This is a genomic window from Thioalkalivibrio sp., assembly GCF_041690275.1.
GTDB lineage: Bacteria > Pseudomonadota > Gammaproteobacteria > Ectothiorhodospirales > Ectothiorhodospiraceae > Thioalkalivibrio.
This window is the reverse complement of the sequence record NZ_JAWLHP010000018.1, coordinates 6,114-22,249: the sequence shown is the minus strand read 5'-3', so window position 1 is coordinate 22,249 and position 16,136 is coordinate 6,114. Positions and strand designations below refer to the sequence as shown.

The 16,136-nt window shown below is 63.8% G+C and carries 19 protein-coding genes; 7 read left to right on the top strand and 12 right to left on the bottom strand.

The window, feature by feature from the left end; translation table 11 throughout:
* Positions 1–10: 10 nt before the first annotated feature.
* Positions 11–949: an NAD(P)/FAD-dependent oxidoreductase gene (locus tag ACESMN_RS05035; protein ID WP_373052500.1), complete on the bottom strand. Its 939-nt coding sequence runs from the start codon at positions 947–949 to the stop codon at positions 11–13.
* Between the two features lie 190 nt (positions 950–1,139).
* Here ACESMN_RS05035 and ACESMN_RS05030 point away from each other — a divergent pair, with 190 nt between their 5' ends.
* Positions 1,140–1,751, top strand: coding sequence for an SH3 domain-containing protein (locus tag ACESMN_RS05030; protein ID WP_373052499.1), 612 nt, complete (start codon positions 1,140–1,142; stop codon positions 1,749–1,751).
* A 67-nt stretch (positions 1,752–1,818) separates the two neighbouring features.
* Here ACESMN_RS05030 and ACESMN_RS05025 read toward each other — a convergent pair whose 3' ends face one another.
* From ACESMN_RS05025 to ACESMN_RS04985, 9 genes are all read right to left on the bottom strand, one after another.
* Positions 1,819–2,862, bottom strand: a complete 1,044-nt coding sequence (locus ACESMN_RS05025; RefSeq protein ID WP_373052498.1) for a succinylglutamate desuccinylase/aspartoacylase family protein — start codon at positions 2,860–2,862, stop codon at positions 1,819–1,821.
* The gene (gene rimK, locus ACESMN_RS05020) at positions 2,862–3,767 is read right to left on the bottom strand and encodes a 30S ribosomal protein S6--L-glutamate ligase (RefSeq protein WP_373052497.1); all 906 of its coding nucleotides are present in this window, start codon (positions 3,765–3,767) and stop codon (positions 2,862–2,864) included. The genes ACESMN_RS05025 and rimK overlap by 1 nt, the downstream gene beginning before the upstream one ends.
* Positions 3,764–4,246 carry an ATP-dependent zinc protease gene (locus tag ACESMN_RS05015; protein WP_373052496.1) on the bottom strand — a complete coding sequence of 161 codons (483 nt, stop codon included), beginning with the start codon at positions 4,244–4,246 and terminating at the stop codon, positions 3,764–3,766. Before ACESMN_RS05015 ends, rimK begins: the two co-directional genes overlap by 4 nt.
* Positions 4,247–4,342: 96 nt before the next feature.
* Positions 4,343–4,486, bottom strand: a complete 144-nt coding sequence (locus ACESMN_RS05010; protein WP_373052495.1) for a hypothetical protein — start codon at positions 4,484–4,486, stop codon at positions 4,343–4,345.
* A gap of 558 nt (positions 4,487–5,044) precedes the next feature.
* Complete coding sequence (locus ACESMN_RS05005; protein ID WP_373052494.1) at positions 5,045–6,739, bottom strand: choice-of-anchor I family protein; 1,695 nt, start codon at positions 6,737–6,739, stop codon at positions 5,045–5,047.
* A gap of 386 nt (positions 6,740–7,125) precedes the next feature.
* Complete coding sequence (locus ACESMN_RS05000) at positions 7,126–7,431, bottom strand: SDR family NAD(P)-dependent oxidoreductase (protein ID WP_373052493.1); 306 nt, start codon at positions 7,429–7,431, stop codon at positions 7,126–7,128.
* Positions 7,432–7,703: 272 nt separating this feature from the next.
* Positions 7,704–8,009 carry a hypothetical protein gene (locus ACESMN_RS04995; RefSeq protein WP_373052492.1) on the bottom strand — a complete coding sequence of 102 codons (306 nt, stop codon included), beginning with the start codon at positions 8,007–8,009 and terminating at the stop codon, positions 7,704–7,706.
* A gap of 174 nt (positions 8,010–8,183) precedes the next feature.
* Positions 8,184–8,591: a Spy/CpxP family protein refolding chaperone gene (locus tag ACESMN_RS04990; protein WP_373052491.1), complete on the bottom strand. Its 408-nt coding sequence runs from the start codon at positions 8,589–8,591 to the stop codon at positions 8,184–8,186.
* A 275-nt stretch (positions 8,592–8,866) separates the two neighbouring features.
* Positions 8,867–8,959, bottom strand: a complete 93-nt coding sequence (locus ACESMN_RS04985; RefSeq protein WP_373052526.1) for an SHOCT domain-containing protein — start codon at positions 8,957–8,959, stop codon at positions 8,867–8,869.
* Between ACESMN_RS04985 and ACESMN_RS04980 the strand changes: the two genes are divergently transcribed.
* The 3 genes from ACESMN_RS04980 (at position 8,921) to ACESMN_RS04970 (ending at position 11,388) form a co-directional block, all read left to right on the top strand.
* Complete coding sequence (locus ACESMN_RS04980; RefSeq protein WP_373052528.1) at positions 8,921–9,247, top strand: hypothetical protein; 327 nt, start codon at positions 8,921–8,923, stop codon at positions 9,245–9,247. The genes ACESMN_RS04985 and ACESMN_RS04980 overlap by 39 nt on opposite strands.
* 780 nt (positions 9,248–10,027) lie before the next feature.
* Entirely contained in the window at positions 10,028–10,408 is a 381-nt protein-coding gene (locus ACESMN_RS04975; RefSeq protein ID WP_373052490.1) for a hypothetical protein, read from the top strand.
* 344 nt (positions 10,409–10,752) lie between these two features.
* Complete coding sequence (locus ACESMN_RS04970) at positions 10,753–11,388, top strand: YceI family protein (RefSeq protein ID WP_373052525.1); 636 nt, start codon at positions 10,753–10,755, stop codon at positions 11,386–11,388.
* A gap of 94 nt (positions 11,389–11,482) precedes the next feature.
* On the opposite strand, the gene ACESMN_RS04965 is transcribed toward ACESMN_RS04970, so the two are convergent.
* Complete coding sequence (locus ACESMN_RS04965) at positions 11,483–12,910, bottom strand: rhodanese-like domain-containing protein (RefSeq protein WP_373052489.1); 1,428 nt, start codon at positions 12,908–12,910, stop codon at positions 11,483–11,485.
* A complete protein-coding gene (locus tag ACESMN_RS04960; protein WP_373052488.1) occupies positions 12,900–13,133 on the bottom strand; it encodes a hypothetical protein in 234 nt (77 codons plus the stop codon). Before ACESMN_RS04960 ends, ACESMN_RS04965 begins: the two co-directional genes overlap by 11 nt.
* 69 nt (positions 13,134–13,202) lie before the next feature.
* On the opposite strand from ACESMN_RS04960, the gene ACESMN_RS04955 reads away from it, so the two are divergent.
* The 3 genes from ACESMN_RS04955 (at position 13,203) to ACESMN_RS04945 (ending at position 15,377) form a co-directional block, all read left to right on the top strand.
* Positions 13,203–13,841, top strand: coding sequence for a 7-cyano-7-deazaguanine synthase (locus ACESMN_RS04955; RefSeq protein ID WP_373052487.1), 639 nt, complete (start codon positions 13,203–13,205; stop codon positions 13,839–13,841).
* 314 nt (positions 13,842–14,155) lie between these two features.
* The gene (locus tag ACESMN_RS04950) at positions 14,156–14,872 is read left to right on the top strand and encodes a YdiY family protein (RefSeq protein ID WP_373052486.1); all 717 of its coding nucleotides are present in this window, start codon (positions 14,156–14,158) and stop codon (positions 14,870–14,872) included.
* Between the two features lie 103 nt (positions 14,873–14,975).
* Positions 14,976–15,377 (top strand): OsmC family protein, encoded by a 402-nt coding sequence (locus ACESMN_RS04945; RefSeq protein ID WP_373052485.1) that lies wholly within the window; start codon positions 14,976–14,978, stop codon positions 15,375–15,377.
* Positions 15,378–16,136 lie beyond the last annotated feature (759 nt).

The window sequence follows — 16,136 nt, the reverse complement described above, 5'->3', positions numbered from 1 at the left end:
GGTGGCCCGTTCAGGCGAGCGTCTCGAGCACCGCGGCCGCCAGCGCCTCGCCGCTGTCGAAGGCGGCCTCCACGCGGGGGCCTCCGGCCCAGTCACCGCAGGCACCGATCCTGCGCGCCGGGTCCCAGAGGAAGGGGGTTCCCGCTGTCTGTTCCACCCGTGCGTACAGCCACCGATGCATCGAGCGGAATACCGGCCGGGCATCGCCGATGTGCGGGCGCAGCGCGCCCAGGAGGGCCTCTGCGGCGCTCTCCGGGTCGGCATCGATGTGCTGGCGCGACCAGTCGGGGTTCGCGTGCACCACCAGTGTCTCCAGGGAACCGGAGCGGCCGGGCTTGGTGCCGTTGCGCGCGATCCAGGCGACGGGACCTTCGGGAGGGGTCACTGCGTATTCTTGCACATCGGTGGTGTTCTCGAAGCCCAGCATCAGCGTCAGGCAAGGGGCATAGCGGACGCGTTCGAGCTCCGGAAACCGAACACCCACCGAGGCGACTAGCGGTATCACCTGGGGCGCCGGAATGGCCAGGAGCACTGCATCGAAGGACTCGCCGTCCCCGGGGTTGCCGGACCCGGGCTCCGTGGTCGGCCTCCAGTGACCGGGCTCGCCTTCGAGCCCCGTTGTCCGGCGGCCCCGGATCACGCGAAGCCCTTGCGCGAGCGACCAGGCTGGCGCCGTCATGCCAGGTGTGCCAACCCACCTTCCGGGCGTCCATTGCGCCACGGCTCCCTGCGCTTGCCACTCCGCCAACCGCGATCGAAGGCCCGTGCCCCGCGCCGTGAAGTACTGGGCCCCGTGATCGAACTGCAGTCCATCGACCCGGCGCGTCGCCATGCGCCCGCCGAGGCCCCGGCTCTTCTCGATGACCGTGCAGCCGATCCCGGTTTCCGCCAGCCGCCGCGCGGCGGCGAGTCCCGCCATGCCGGCGCCGACGATCGCGATCTTCGTCATGGGTCTTGCCTCCAGGCCGGCACCGCGTCGAGGGCGCATTCATGTTTCGGTGTTGCGGATTCGGCCCTGGCCGGCTCGCGTTTCGGCTGCAACGGGCACCAGGAGTTCCGTCGAACCCGTCCCCCGGGACCGGGAGCCGGGCCGGTTCGGTGACGGAATCGTTTATACTGCAGTCGTTTACGGAGGAGTCATGGACAACCAGCCCCCACAACGCCAGCGGAAGACACGGACCGGTTCCGGGGCCGCGCCGACCCCGACCAGGACGGAGTACATCTACCACTGGAATCGCATCGTCGCTGCGCTTGTTGTGCTGCTGTTGATGGTCGGCCTGCTTGGCTTCGGCCTCCATGCGTGGCTCTCGGACCCGGCGCCCGGGGACGCGGAACCCGAGTCGGTGGAGGTCCCGGAGCTGCCTTTGGAGGAGGCACCTGGATCGCCGGAGCAGGAGGTCGTGGAGCCTGCGCCGGAACCGGTGGCACCAGAGGCCGTTCAGGCACCGGCAGAGGAATCCCCGCCAGCAGAGCTCCCGGCGCGGGAGCCGTTCGTCCCGGAGAGCCCGAGGATGCCGGAGGGCGCGCCATCGGAGGCCTCGACGGTCTTTGTGCCGCCGGACACGCGCGTCAACCTGCGTGCCGATCCCTCCCTGTCCAGCCCGGTGCTGCGCATACTCGATCCCGGCACGGAGCTCGAGTTGCTCGAGATTGGCGAGGGCTTCTACCAGGTGCGCTCCGATGACGGCATTGTCGGCTGGGTGAGCCGGGAGTACTCAGCTGTCGCACCCTACCCCGTGTCGGAGCCCTGATCATCAGGCGGATTCCCCGGTCACGCTGCGCGCGCCACAACCGCCGAAGCAACCAGCGACGCCCGGCTCAGATGATCTCGTCCTCGTATTCCAGCGGTTCTTCCTCCCACTGGCTGGCAATGGCCTCGAGAGTGGTCTCCGCCCTCTCGAGCGAGGCGATCCCGGCGATGTGGAAGAGTGCATCACCTTCGTTGACGCTGGGGAATACGGTGCGGCCGACGATGATGCCTCCGGCGTCGGCGACCACGGGGACCTCGCTCTGACCGAAGGGGTCGGAGACGATCGCGAGGATCTCGCCTTCCTTGACCACGTCGCCTTCGGAGCGAAAACTGCGCAGAAGTCCCCCCTGCGCCGCCCGGACCCAGTGGCTTGAGCGGCACAGCAGCGGCCTGCGGCGGGGCTGACTGACGCCCTTCGCCGGGATCATGCCCTGGCTGTGCAGGATACGCAGAATGCCGAGCGTCCCGGCACGCACCGCCGTCTCGTCGAAGCGCAGCGCCTCCCCGGCCTCGTAGAGCAGGACGTCGACGCCGGCCTCTCTGGCCGCTCCGCGCATCGATCCATCGCGCAATTTCGACAGCAGGATCACCGGCGCGCCAAAGATGCGCGCCAGGCGCAGGGTTTCCGGTTGGTCCGGTGATACGCGGATCTGGGGGAGGTTGCTTCGGTGTACCGCGGCGGAGTGGAGGTCGATCCCCAGATCCGCGCGCATCACGATCTCGTTCAGGAAGAGGTGGGCCAGCCGCGAGGCCAGTGAACCGGTCCGGCTTCCGGGGAAGCACCGGTTGAGGTCGCGGCGGTCGGGCAGGTAGCGGGAGTGGTTCAGGAAACCGAAGGCGTTGACGATCGGCACCGCCACCAGCGTGCCCCGGAGGGATCGCAACGTCGAATGGCCGAGCAGACGCCGCACGATCTCGATGCCGATGATCTCGTCGCCGTGAATGCCCGCGCTGACGAAGACCACCGGCCCGGCGCGGCGTCCGTGGACCACATGCGCCGACATCGTCACCGGCGTGTGGTCGGACAGCACGCTGACCGGCAGGTCCACGGTGCGTCGCTTGCCGGGGGCGATGCGCTCCGTCCCGATCTCGAAATCGGCGCGGCGTGCCATCAGCCGCTCCCCTTGGTGCGGGTCTTGCCGGGCCTCGCGTTCTTCTCGATGTACTGGATGATCATCCCGGCGATGTCCTTGTCAGTGGCCTTCTCGACGCCCTCGAGGCCGGGAGAGGAGTTGATCTCCATCACCACCGGCCCGTGATTGGAACGCAGCATGTCGACACCGCAGACGTTCAGCCCCATGGACTTGGCCGCCCGGATTGCGGTCGAGCGTTCCTCGGGACTGATCCGGATCGTCTCGGCGCTGCCGCCCCGGTGCAGATTGGAGCGGAAGTCGCCAGCCGCACCGGTGCGTTTCATTGCCGCAACGACCCTGCCGCCGATCACGAAGGCGCGGATGTCACTGCCGCCGGCCTCCTTGATGAATTCCTGCACCAGGATATTGATGTTGGCGCCGCGGAAGGTCTCGATCACGGACTTGGCCGATCGGTCGGTGTCGGTCAGCATCACCCCGATGCCCTGGGTGCCCTCGAGGAGCTTGATCACCACGGGCGTGCCGCCGGCGAGCTTGATCACCTCCTCGGTGTGCTTCGGGTCGTGGGCGAAGGTCGTCACCGGCAGGCTGATCCCGTCGCGGGCGAGGAGCTGCATCGAGCGCAGCTTGTCGCGCGACCGTCCGATCGCGACGCTCTCGTTCACCGGGTACACCCCCATCATCTCGAATTGCCGCAACACGGCCAGGCCGTAGAAGGTGATGGATGCACCGATGCGCGGGATTACCGCGTCGTATACGGGCAGTCTTGCGCCGTTGTAGTAGATCTCGGGCCGGCGCGAGGCGATGTTCATGTAGCAGCGGGTGGTGTTGATGGTGTCGATCTGGTGGCCGCGTGCCTCCGCCGCCTCCTTGATGCGCTGGTGGGAATAGAGGTTTGGATTGCGTGCCAGCATTGCAATCTTCATCGGGATTCTCCTTTTTCGGGGGCGGTCAGCCACGAACGGGCGCCGTCGACCAGCAGGCCGTGCCGCCGGATGGCACTTCGGCCGATGATGATGGGAAACGCCATGTCGCTGCGGTCGGCAAGCGAGAGTTCGACGAGGAAACGGTGCCCCGCCAGGTGAATGCGCGTGCGGATGATGATGCGCTCCTCCGGAACCCCGCTGGTGTTGCGGATGCTCCGACGATCGTGCACCGGCCAGTGGCAGATTCCGACCTCGGTCATCCCCGGGTGACAGGGATGGAAGGCCACCCAGCGTTCGCTGTCCCGATCGTAGGGTTCGATGTTGTCGGCATGCAGGGCCGAGGTGCGCGCGCCGGTATCGATCTTCGCGCGAATCCGGAGCAGGCCGAGATCGGGCAACGAGACGATTTCCCGCCAGCCGATGACCGTCGGTTGGAGACCGCGTCTCTTCTTGCGGCCGGGTTTCACGTCAGCGGTCATGTCCCTGCACCACTCCTAACGATAAAGGCCCCCTCTCCCGCGTGCGGGGGAGGGCTGGGGTGCGGCCCCAGGCAGATGCGCCGGGCACTGGCCGCTTCAGCGGGACTTAAGGTACAGCAGTCGCCCGACAAAGGCCGCGCCGAGGATGATCCAGCCGATTGGATAGGGCAGGGCCCCGGCGAAGAACGCGGTCAGTGTGGCCACCAGCAGGGCGCCGATGATCAGGAGGGGAATGTCCATGTCCATGGGATCGATCGGCGGGGCGGACGTTCCCGGCAGCCCCGGTTCGGCTCGTCCTGCGCCGGATGGTGTATCCGGCGTGGAGCCGGTGTCCCTGGCCTTTCCTTGTCCGAGCGGTCTGCGGTCAGACGGAGTAGGCGAGGTACATGGCACCGACGATGGTCAGTGAGGCCATGCCCGATGCGACCAGAATTCTCATGTTCTTCTCCAGCGTGGATCGTGTCACGAGGGTTAATCTGCGTGCCGAAAACCCTAAGCACAAGCCGTTCCTACTTCATTCCAGTTTGGAGAAAGAGCGTTTAATTGACTGGTTTTAAGTTATTATTAGTTTTCTTGCGCACAGGTTTGACGGGGTACGAACGCCGCTCGCGCTTGGTGCGCCCGCACCCCGATGGCCGGCTTCCGTTCGCATTGCGTGCAATCAGCCCGTACCACCGCCGTCCGGACTGCCAGGGCGTTCGCCGCGATGAATCCCGAGTCGTTGTACCGTGCTGGAATCGGCACGAGCTAAAGCTGCAACCGGAGCAGGGGGATGCCCGCTCCGGTTTCCTCGGCCCACTAGTCCGCCGACAGTTCAATCACATCGATACCGAACAAGGTCGTCGTACCGCTGACCTCGTTTCCAACAGCCAGCATTGGTTTGCCATTGGGGCTGTCTTCGGCAGCGATAAAGGCAAGCCCTTCCGGCCCCAGGTCACCGGCCATACCCGCCTCAAGGTCGTCCTGAGAGACCGAGAAATCCCGATTGTTGAGGTACTGCACGAACTCGGGATTCTGGGGGTTGGTCACGTTGTAGACCATGATGCCGCCCACTCGCTCCAGGCCGATGAAGGCGAAGGTCTGGCCGTTGATGGTGCCGACGGTGACCGCCTCCGGTTCTGGACCCTTGTCGTCGGATCGGTTGTCGAACGAGTTCTCGTCGTTCTGGCCGTTGAAGTTGTCGGGGATCAGGCTGGCGGTGATGCGTTCAAACTCGCTGCCGCTGTCGAATACGCGCCTGCCATCTTCCGACCAGATGGAAAAGGATCGTGCGCCGTAGGCGAAGAGTTCGCTGTAGACGCAGGTGGTCTCTACATAGCTCCTGTCATACTCGCCGTCCACGAGATTAACGTTGGCCGGATCGGAGGGAGCACAGGAAGCGCCGAAACCCAGGGTCGAGGTGACGTTCAGCCGACCCAGGTTGCCGTCTTCCTGTAATTCGACGGCAGCCGGAAATGCCGTGGGGTCCAGCGTAAGGTCCTTGACTCGAAACTCCTCACTGAAGCCATCGTAATCCCGGGAATCGCCCTCGTTGGCGGTGATGTAGTAGGTCTTCCCGTTGAAGCCATAGCTGGTGATGGCATCCGGCTGGTACATGCCCTTGACCGGCCAGTTGCGGATATTGATGCCATCGTCACGGTTGCTGGCATCGAGTTCGTTGCCGATGAGGCTGTGATCCTTGAAACCAAGCGGAACGATGGCGGTAATATCACCGGCCTCGATATCCAGTTCGGCGACGGCGTTGTTTTCCTGCAGGGCGACCCAGGCCTTCTGGTCATCTATGGAGACCGCGATGTACTCGGGCTCCATATCCTGTGCCAGCGTTGCGCCGGGGCCAAACACCCGCAGGCCCTTTTCAACCAGATCCGCCTCCTGGCTGTTGAAGGCAGTGAAGTCCGCAGTGGCGACGGTCGCGGACGCCACACCGTTCGAGAGATCGATGATGCTGACAGAGCCTTCCGGATCCACCGTATACGCATCATTCGGTTCCCCTTCATTGGCCACCAGGAGTTTCCGCCCATCACGCGTGAAGGTCACCATATCGGGCAGGGCACCCACTTCGACCTCACCCACCTTGCTCAGGTCGGTGCTGTTGTAGAACACCACCTTGCCATTGTCCTGCTTGACCGCCGCTTCGATGGCGACAGCCACCAGGTCCCCGTAGACCGCCACACTGTTGGCAGTGGCCCCTTCGGCAGTGGCGTCGATGGTTCCCAGCTTCACTGGCTGTTCCGGGTTCTGGATGTCCAGGACATCCACGGTGGAATCATTGGCGTTGATCACAAACAACCGCTGGTTGGCCGGGTCATGGGCAACGATTTCGGCGGCGCTTTCATCGAAGATGCCGCTGGCATAGGTGCCAAGCGCGTTCAGTTCAATCAGGGTCTGACTGGTGCCCGGCGCACCGTCGTTACCGTCATCGCCATCGCAGGCGGCGAGCCCAAGGACGGAGGTAAGGACTGCTGCTGAAAGGAGGGTCTTCTGGAAGTTCATGCTTTCCTCTTCTTCTGTCGGTAGACGATTGTTACCGGCGTACTCTATGCAGAAGAAATGACAGAAATAGGTCATCTGGAGGTCAGAATTGTTTCGTTTGGCGGATTTGTGGCGGATTTGTGGGGTCGGACCAAGACAAGTCATTGCTGCAACGAGAAAAACATGCCCGGAATGGGCCGAATTCATGCCTTAAACCGCCATTTTTGAGGCCAAAAATGGCGGTTTAAGTGCAGGGACCAACAAGTGCTCCGGGCAACTCCCGGATGTGGATGAACGTCCGATGCAAGGGCCGGGGGAGGGCGTGGTCAAGACCGCGTTTTTGACCTCAAAATGGGCCGTTTAAGCCCTTTTTTCGGGTGTTTTTTTGCCATCTATTGCTATATAAATCAGTGGTTTGGGCTGGTCCGACCCCGCTGGATCGGTTCCAGGCCAGCCGTCACGTTGACCGAGAAGGCCCGTTCCAGCGCGTCCGGATCCAGCGATTCCAGGTGCTCGTAGGGCGAGCCGATTCCGGCGCAGTGAACCATGTAACGCAGGCCGCCGGACTGCCCTTCGAGGTGCGCCGCCAGCGCCTTTAGCAGCCCCATCCGCTTGTCGCGATGGGTGCGGTTGCCGACCAGCACGTACGCGCGCCCCTTCGCACGGCAATCCGCAGCGACCTCTTCCAGCCGCTCCATATCCCGGCCATTCAACACCACGCCATGCCGACGCGCGATCGCACGCGGGCGATGGCCGCGCCGATGCCGGAACTGGCACCGGAGACCAGGGCCCAGTCGGTGGTTCCATTGTTCATTGCAGTACCGGGGAGGCTGACACGGACCGACCGTCTGGCGCCGGCGTCAGTGCTCGTTGTCAGGGTGAGGGCCATGGGACACGACACGGTTCGCCATGCGACGTAAGGGCAATCTTGTCGGCATGACGGCCCGCGGGTCCCGGAGCCTCGGTCCGTGCCACCGCTTCAGGGTCAGAGGTACTTCAGCCGAGCCTGGATATCGTCTGCGCTCGAATGCACGTCCGTCAGTTCCGTGCCATCGGCAGCCGCGCCGACCACCACACCCTTCCCGGAGACCGGCACGACCTTGTCGATCTGGAAGCGCCCCGATGTCCCGCGCAGGAAGCACTCTTCATCGAAGAACAGCCGGTCCCCCTCGGGCCCGACCTCGTCCGACTCCAGGGTTTCGTAACCGATAAGCCGCGCAATGTCTTCTCGGACCTCGATTTCGACTTCTGAAATGGAGCGGGCTTCCGGATCGATCAGTAGAGCGCGCATCACATACCTCCGTTGACTCTCTTTCGCGCAAGGGACCATGCGGTGCGGCAACGGTTCAATTCCGGAACCGGAACCGCAACGCCCGGAACCCCGGTGTCTGCCTCAACAGAGGCCCCGGGGCAGGTGGTCCAGAACCTGTCGCCTCTTCGAGGGTTTTCAGTGACGCGGTTGGCGTTACTGTTCGCCATGGTGCGCTTCGTGATCCTCTGCCGCGTCGGGATCCGCAGATACTTCATCCCGAAGCTGCTCGCGCTGCTCCTCGGTCAGGAGGTCGTACATTGCATTCCGCATTCTTGCCCGCTTGGCCATCATTTCGAAGTGGATTTCAGTCATGCGACCGTGAATTTCATGGACGGTATCCGGATCCGGGCGCTCCTTCTGAGACTCGGCCTTCATGTCCTCCCTTACATTCTTCGGGTGCCCCATCCTCGCCATCTGGACCGGGCGGTGTGCTTGCATCAGTTCACGTAATGCGGCTGGCTGTTGGGCCGAAAGCATCTCCCGCATGGCTTGCATCATGTGCCTTCCGGGGCCCATACCCTTTCCGTGCCCCATCATGCCCTTGCCGTCTTCGCGGCCCATCAGCCCATGCCATTTTCGTCGCCCATCATCTTGCAATCAATGTCCTGGGCCATCGCCACGCCTGTACGGCCACCCAATGCGAAGGCCAGGGCCAGCGTGAACGGAACTGCGTTCATGCGAGTATTAACAGATGATCTCCTTTTACTGTCCGCAGAGTATTCAACTCGCTGAGGATGCGACCGGTATCATGAAACCGACCGGAATCGAAACACGACACGATGGCTGCACCAAGGCGTATCAATGCCTATTGGCCACCTTCGGTCGGTGCCTGCTCCTCATGAACTGTTGTTCCGATCCTGCAGATCCCGCTTGCGCCGTTCGAACTCGTCGTGTTCGATCTCGCCCCGGGCATATCGTTCTTCGAGGATTTCCAGGGCGCTCTTGTCTTTTGGCGAGGCCTGAGCGCCAGTATTCCTGCCGTCGAATCCGCGCAAGATGAAGGCGGCGGCAACGATCACCAGGACCAGGATCAAGATCCAAAACAGGATTCCAAAACCATGACCGAATCCACCACCATCCATCATAAAAAACCACCTCGCCTGAAAATTCAAAAAAGCAAACCTGATTATCACCAGTGCTTCGCAATTTGCAACGGGCCATCTCCTGATCACCGTAATCGCAAGGGGCGAAGCGACGTGGCGACCCCAACGGCGTGAGTCCTGCCGACGCCGGATGGATTATTCGCTGCGCTCATCCTGCGGACCAGCCTGCGGCTGTTCAATGCGCTACGCGCATTAGTGTCACGCTACGCTTGCAATGACCACCGGGGTGGAGCGATGCCGTGCTTCCTGCGGAGGTTCCTTGATAATCAGGAAGTTAAATTGCCCGTCCGTTGCAGCGTCAGGCCCTGGACGATCGATATTGGGAACTGCGTATTGGCTCGATTCCAAGGCCACGAACCCAAGGCTACCGGTCCAGCCCCAACAGGACCCTGTCCGGAGCCTTACACAGTGTCGTAATCCTCTGCAACGGCAACCCGGGCTGGACTCGGCGGCTGGCCGGGGTCGGACCAGGCCAAGTTGCTGTTTGAGGAGAAAAGCATTGCTCGAAGGGGACGGATGCACGCCTTGGAGGGGCATTTCTGGTGCGAAAAATGGCTCCCAGGAGCAGGTCCCGGGTTCGCCATTCCCACCCCTTGGGCCCAAGGGACAGTCCATCACGAGAAGTGTCGACCGAGTCGCTCAACGCCCCGTTTTCCGCGCGAAGAATGGCCGTTTAATGGCCCGCAGGGGGTGCCGAAGGGTCGTTATTCAAAGACGGATCAGGGGGTTGGCTTGGTCCGACCCCGTTGGGGACGCGCGAAACCGGGTTGGCGGGTCTGTGCGGAAAAGAGGGATAAAGCTGCTAGTCTAAGGTGTACACCTTTCCCCTGGCGGGGCCTGCACAGCCGACAGTCGCCCACCTGCGCCCTCAGCCACACTCCATCCGGAGGCTCCATGACGAAAACGAACGCCCTGATTCTGACCAGCCTGCTGGCCCTGTCTGCCGCCGCCCCTCTGCATGCCGATGATGCAACCACGAAGACCGTCGGCGAGCTTTACGAGGAACGGGCGGCGCTGGACGGCCAGCAGGTGATGGTGCACGGCGAAGTGGTAAAGGTGAATGCCGGCATCATGCAACGCAACTTCATCCACGTGCAGGACGGTTCCGGTGACGTCCTGCAGGAGACCAACAATCTGGTGGTTACCTCGCAGGACGGTGCGGCCGTCGGCGATAGCGTCAGTGTCACGGGTACCATGACCGTGGACCAGGACTTCGGCTTCGGCTACTTCTATCCCGTCCTGGTCGAAGAGGCCAGCGTAACCGTCGCCGAGTAGGGGGTCGGACCAGGCCAAGTGTCTGTTTTCTGTAGAAAAAACGGCCTACCGGGGGCGATTTTGGGCCTTAAACGGTCATTTTTGGTGCCAAAAATGGCGCGATAAGCGCAGTGATGGCGATCACCGGCCGTCTTCGCTGCGCAGGAATGCCCGCACTGCGGAATAGGAGTCACCTGTTTCGCGCAGCACCCCATTTTCAACCCCAAAAATGGCCTTCCAAGGCTTGAATCCGGGTGTCTGAACGCCTGTTTTATTCGATGAATCAGTCGGTTCGCTTGGTCCGACCCCACTGGCCATGATTCAGATCCCCGAGGAGGTTGCTGATGAACGATTCGAACCCGGCCATGGCCATCAGCCATCCGATCAGCGGTGGGGCCGTTGCCGCGGCGGTGTGGTTGGCGCTGCTGCTGTTGCTGCTTGCTCCGGGTCCTGCAACCAGCGACGTTGATCACTGGGTCATCGATCCCGAGCATTTCGCGGTGGCGTTTCTGGTGGATCACGCGGGCTATGCGGCCACGCTTGGGCTCTTCCTCGAGGCTGAGGGCGAATTCCGTTTCGACCCGGAGGATTACCGCCTGGAGAGTGGCTCCTTCGTGGTTCAGACCGGCAGCGTCTTCACCAATCACGACGAGCGCGACGAGCATCTGCGCAGCGAGGATTTTCTCGACGTCGCCAGGCATCCCGAGATGCGGTTCGAGGCCACGAGCTGGGAGCGGACCGGTGATGAAGTGGGCCGCCTGCACGGGCAGCTCGAACTCCTGGGCGAGCGCCGACCGCTGGTGCTGGAGACCCGAATCAACAAGGTGGAGCGGTACCCGATGCCGCTGGGCGGCATATTCGGCCGCCCATACGTCCTCGGGGCCTCGATGCGCGGTGCATTCAACCGCAGCGACTTCGGGATGACCTACGGGCTGCGTCCGCGCGAGTTCGTCGGTGACCGCGTGGAACTGATCATCGAGTTCGAGGCGCAGCGCCAATAGGCGAACCCCCGGCAATGAAAACGGGCCCCGAAGGGCCCGTCGTCTCCCGGGAGGTCCCGGGGTGGTGTGGCAACATGGCCTCTGAGGAACGCCGTCAGGCGGCATCGCGCCAGAGGTCCGCGACCTCGCTGCCAGCGGCGTTCCATGCCGCCATGCCGCCGACCACGTTGGTCACCCGCCGGTGCCCCAAGCGCTTGAGGATCGAGGCCGCCACGGTCGAGCGATAGCCCGTGCCGCAGATGACGGCGACCGGATCCTCCGGCCCGATCCCGGGCACACCCTCGCGGGTCTCGGAGACCGGGCGATGGATGGCCGCGTCATCGCGGTCCTCGTCGTATTCCGCCGAGGTGCGCACGTCGACCAGCTTGGCATCACCGCGGTGCACGGCCTCGCGAGCCTGATGGGCGTCGACTTGCCCCAGGGTCTCCAGCGGCAGTCCGGCCTCGGCCCAGACGGCCATCCCGCCGCGCACGTAGCCGTCGATGTAGTCGCGGCCGGTGCGGACCATGCCACGCACCGCCGCCTCGATCACCTCCGGATCGCCAGTGTCATCCACCAGGATCACCGGCTTGTCGTCCGGCGTGACCCAGCCGGCCCAGTTCGCGAAGGGCCCGCGAATGCCGATGCCCAGTGCGCCAGGCACGTGACCGCCGCCGAAGGCCAGCGGATCGCGCAGGTCGATCACGGTGACCTCGTCTGCCCGGACGCGCCGGGCCACATCGGCCGCCTCCAGCGGCACCAGCCCGGGCAGTGGGATCACGTCCTTCGGGCCCGCCGTGTTGATGCCCTTGTTGCGCGGGTAGAAGTCCGGGATCTCCGGCAGGCCGTGCAGCAGCTTCTCAACGAAGGCCTCCTCGCTCAGTTTCGGATCCAGGTAGGGATTGGTTCGGCGCTCGTAGCCGAGGGTGGAGACAGGCCTTCCGGACATGCCGGCGCCGCAGGCGGAACCGGCGCCGTGCCCCGGGTGGACCTCCGCACCGTCCGGCAGGTCCGCGAGCTTCTCACGCACGCTGCGAAACATCTGCCGCGCCAGATCGCGCTTGGTCTCTTCGCCCAGCAGATCCGGCCGGCCGAGCGAGCCGACGAACAGGAAATCACCGGTGACGAGGGCAACCGGCTCCGTCTGCGAGCGCCCTCCGTCGTAGACCACGAACATCAGATGTTCCGGTGTGTGGCCGGGTGTGTGCCGCGCCTCGATGCGCACATTGCCGATCTCGATCCGGTCGCCTTCGTGGATGTCCTCGTGCGGGAAACGGACCTCGAAATGCTCGCCCGCGTCATGACCCGACAGCATCAGCCGCGCCCCGGTCTTGTCCGCCAGCTCGCGGGCTCCGGAGGCGAAATCGGCATGGATGTGTGTGTCCATCACGTAGGCGATGCGGTAACCGTTGTCACGGGCATAATCCAGGTAGACATCCACGTCGCGCTGCGGGTCGATCACGGCAATCTCGCTGTTGCCCTGGCACCCGACGACGAAGGAATGCTGCGACAGCCCGGGATCTACGAAGCGTTCAAAGATCATGTTGCACCTCCTCTCGCTGCAGGGGTTTGCCTAAATCTTGACCAATTTGGTCAAGTATTCGGGAGAAAGTTCCCTTCCAACCCATTCGATAGATTTGCTCAATCGACTCGACCGTATTAGCCCGGCATCCGGCGCTGGCTGTCAGAGCTGCCGTCTGCTTGCGGACAAGGCTGCCAAGGGCCGGGGCGAGTGCCGGCGTGCCAGCGCCGTTCATCGGTTTCATGTCACTCCCGCTCGGGCGCGGGGCGCGCAGACATGACCGCAATCGGTCCGATGACGTATCGTTTGCCCCATGTCGATGCCGAGCCCGTCCGCCCCGTCGCTGTTGCTGTTCTCCGGCGGGATCGAGAGTGCTGCGTTGCTGTATCGGCTCCGGCAGCAGGCGGAACCCGTGCATGCCCTCTGGGTCGACTATGGCCAGCGCAACGCACGGCGCGAACGAGGGGCAGCAGAGAGTCTTGCCGAGGCCTGCGAGACGCCGTTGCATGCAATGGATCTTGCGGGACTGCGTGCCAACTTCACCCGCGCTTCCGAATGGGTGAGCCATGTCCCGTTGCCGCAGCGCAATCTGGCGGTGCTCGCCCTTGCCGTGAACCTCGCCCAGCATCTCGGTGCCCGGCGCGTCCTGCTTGCGTTGAATCGCGACGATCGAGGACATGGACCCGGGAGCCAGCCGGCCTTTCTGGAGGCCTTTACGAAGCTTGCGGGAACGCTCGTTCCGGGGCTGGAGGTCCTGGCGCCGCTGCACGACCTGGACAAGGCCGGGGTGATCCGCAGCGCTGAATCCACAGGCATCGACTGGAGCCGGACCTGGAGCTGCCTTCTCGATCGCCCCCTCCACTGTGGCCTCTGTCCGCAATGCGAGGCCCGACAGGCCGCCTTCGCCGCTGCCGGCATTCCCGATCCCACGAGCTACCTCAATCCCCGGTGACCTGACCGCGACCGGACCCCGGGGTAACGGGGCCGGCGGTGCGGGGATGGAGGCCGGTGCCCGATGGAGTGCTGCACCCCCACCCCAACCCTGCCTCACGGGCGGGGAGGAAGGATTGACATCTTTTCGGCGTGGCAAACCGCTTCATGAGCGTCAGGGTGTAAGAATTCGCAGGCCGTTGACCGGCTGCGCCAGCGCCTGCGTTTCACCGGCCCGTCTCGCCGCAACGTGGCCCCGGGGCGGTGCAACGCGTGCCGTCGGGCAGGGCGCAGGACCTCACCTCAAAACCCATACACAGACGGACGAGGAAGCACGTGCTGAAAACGACCGCCATCTGTTCAATCTTGTGCCTGTCCGCCACGCCGCTCCTGGTGGCCGCCGAGGCTGCCACGAGCCCCTGGTCGGGGGAGTTTGACTTCGGTGTGTCAGCCAAGACCGGCAACACCGAGTCGACGGACCTTTCTGCCAGACTGCGGGCCAGCTATGAGGTCAGGCGCTGGCATCATCGATTGCGGCTCGATGCGGTGCGCGAGACCGAGTCCAGCAGCACCACTGACGAGAGCTATCTGGCTCAGTTTCAGAGTGACTACGATCTGACCGAGCGCAGCTACCTGTTCGGGGTGGTCCGGGGCGAACGGGACCTGTTCAGCAGTTTCAGATACCAGACCAGCATCAGTGGTGGCTATGGATATCGGGCCTGGGTTTCCGAACGCGGTCACCTGGACCTTGAAGCCGGTCCCGGCGTGCGCTATTCGGAGCGGGACACAGGCGAGGAGGAGACGGAGTTCGTTGGCCGCCTCCGGGGGAAGCTCGAGGTCAGGCTCAGCCACAATGCCGACTTTAACCAGGAGGTGACCGTGATCACCGGCAGCAAGAACACGGAAACCGAATCCATTTCGTCGGTCACAGCCGGAATTACGGATGCCCTGGCGTTGAGGCTGAGCCTTGAGGTTGAACGCGCCAGCAAGGTGCCGGCCGGCACCAAGAAGACCGACACCACCACCACGGCCAGCGCGGTGTATCGGTTTTGACGGCAGGGCGTCCTGAAGGGTCTGATGCCATCGGGCGACCGCCAGCCTCGAGCAGGCATCCCGACGGCCGGGGCGCCCCCCTCTGTCCCAACAGGAAGATGTGATGCTGGAATATCATCTGGACGTCGAGCGTATCGACGAGCACGGCAGCCTGGCCAGTGTCGGGCCCGCCGAGGTCGTGCTGGATACGGACATGAACGGCCGTGACGATGCGTTGAGCCCGCCAGAACTCCTGCTGGCCGCGCTGGGTGCCTGCATGGTGCGCGCGATCCAGCGCGCGCAACCGAGGCTTCGGATCAACATCAGCACGATCTCGATCCATCTGCGCGCCTGGCGCCAGGACAGCCCACCGGCGGTCGCCACGGTCCACTACCGCATCGAGCTCGGCACCGATGCCGACGACGAGATGCTGGAGCTCCTGCACCGCAACGTGCAGAAGGGCACCATCTTCAATACTGTCGCGGCGGGCACCCGGATGCAGGGCGAGGTCGTCTCCTCCGGCTGACCGCCACGCACCGGATCAACCCCCCTCTACGATCGCGTGGCTGCCGCGCCCGATGTTCATGGAGATGGGTTTCGGCGCCGATAAAGGGCTCAGCAGCGCGGCACGGGCATCGTGCGGTGGAGGTCGCCGAAGTTGGACCAAGCCAACCCACTGGCCCCGGGGCGACGACGTCCGGGCACTGCGTCATCTGAAATCCGGGCTCGGATCAATGCGGCCTTACCGGTAAGCAGTCGTCTCCAGGGAATCCGGCTCCGCTCGGTTCGGGCGCTGAAGGCGCTCGGACACGGGAGAGTGTCGTTCTGACACTGCCACGTTGACTCATGTGTCGCTGTTATACGTTCATGGCGGCCTCTGACCGTCCTGGGAATACCGCGAGCCGGCCCATAAGTTGTTGTCGAATAAAGCATTTTAAATCCTAATATCCATCTGGCATACAGCATGCAGATGCAATGGAGCGATTTCACCAAGTGAAGGGGAGTAATTGATGACACGACGCAAAACCGCCTTGGCATGGGCCATCGCGTCCCTCGTTATGCTGGGGACCTCGGCTGCTGCTCAAGGCTTCGGCGATGATGCCGGTGATGCATCGCCGGAGGCCGGCATGGACACGCAGCCGCCGGAGCGTGACATGGATATGCCGCCATCACGGGAGGGTGGCATGGGCGCACCGCCACCGCCCGAGCGCGGCATGCGTGCGCCGCCATCATCCGAGCGTGGCATGGATATGCCGCCATCCGGGCGTGGCATGGGTACGCCGGG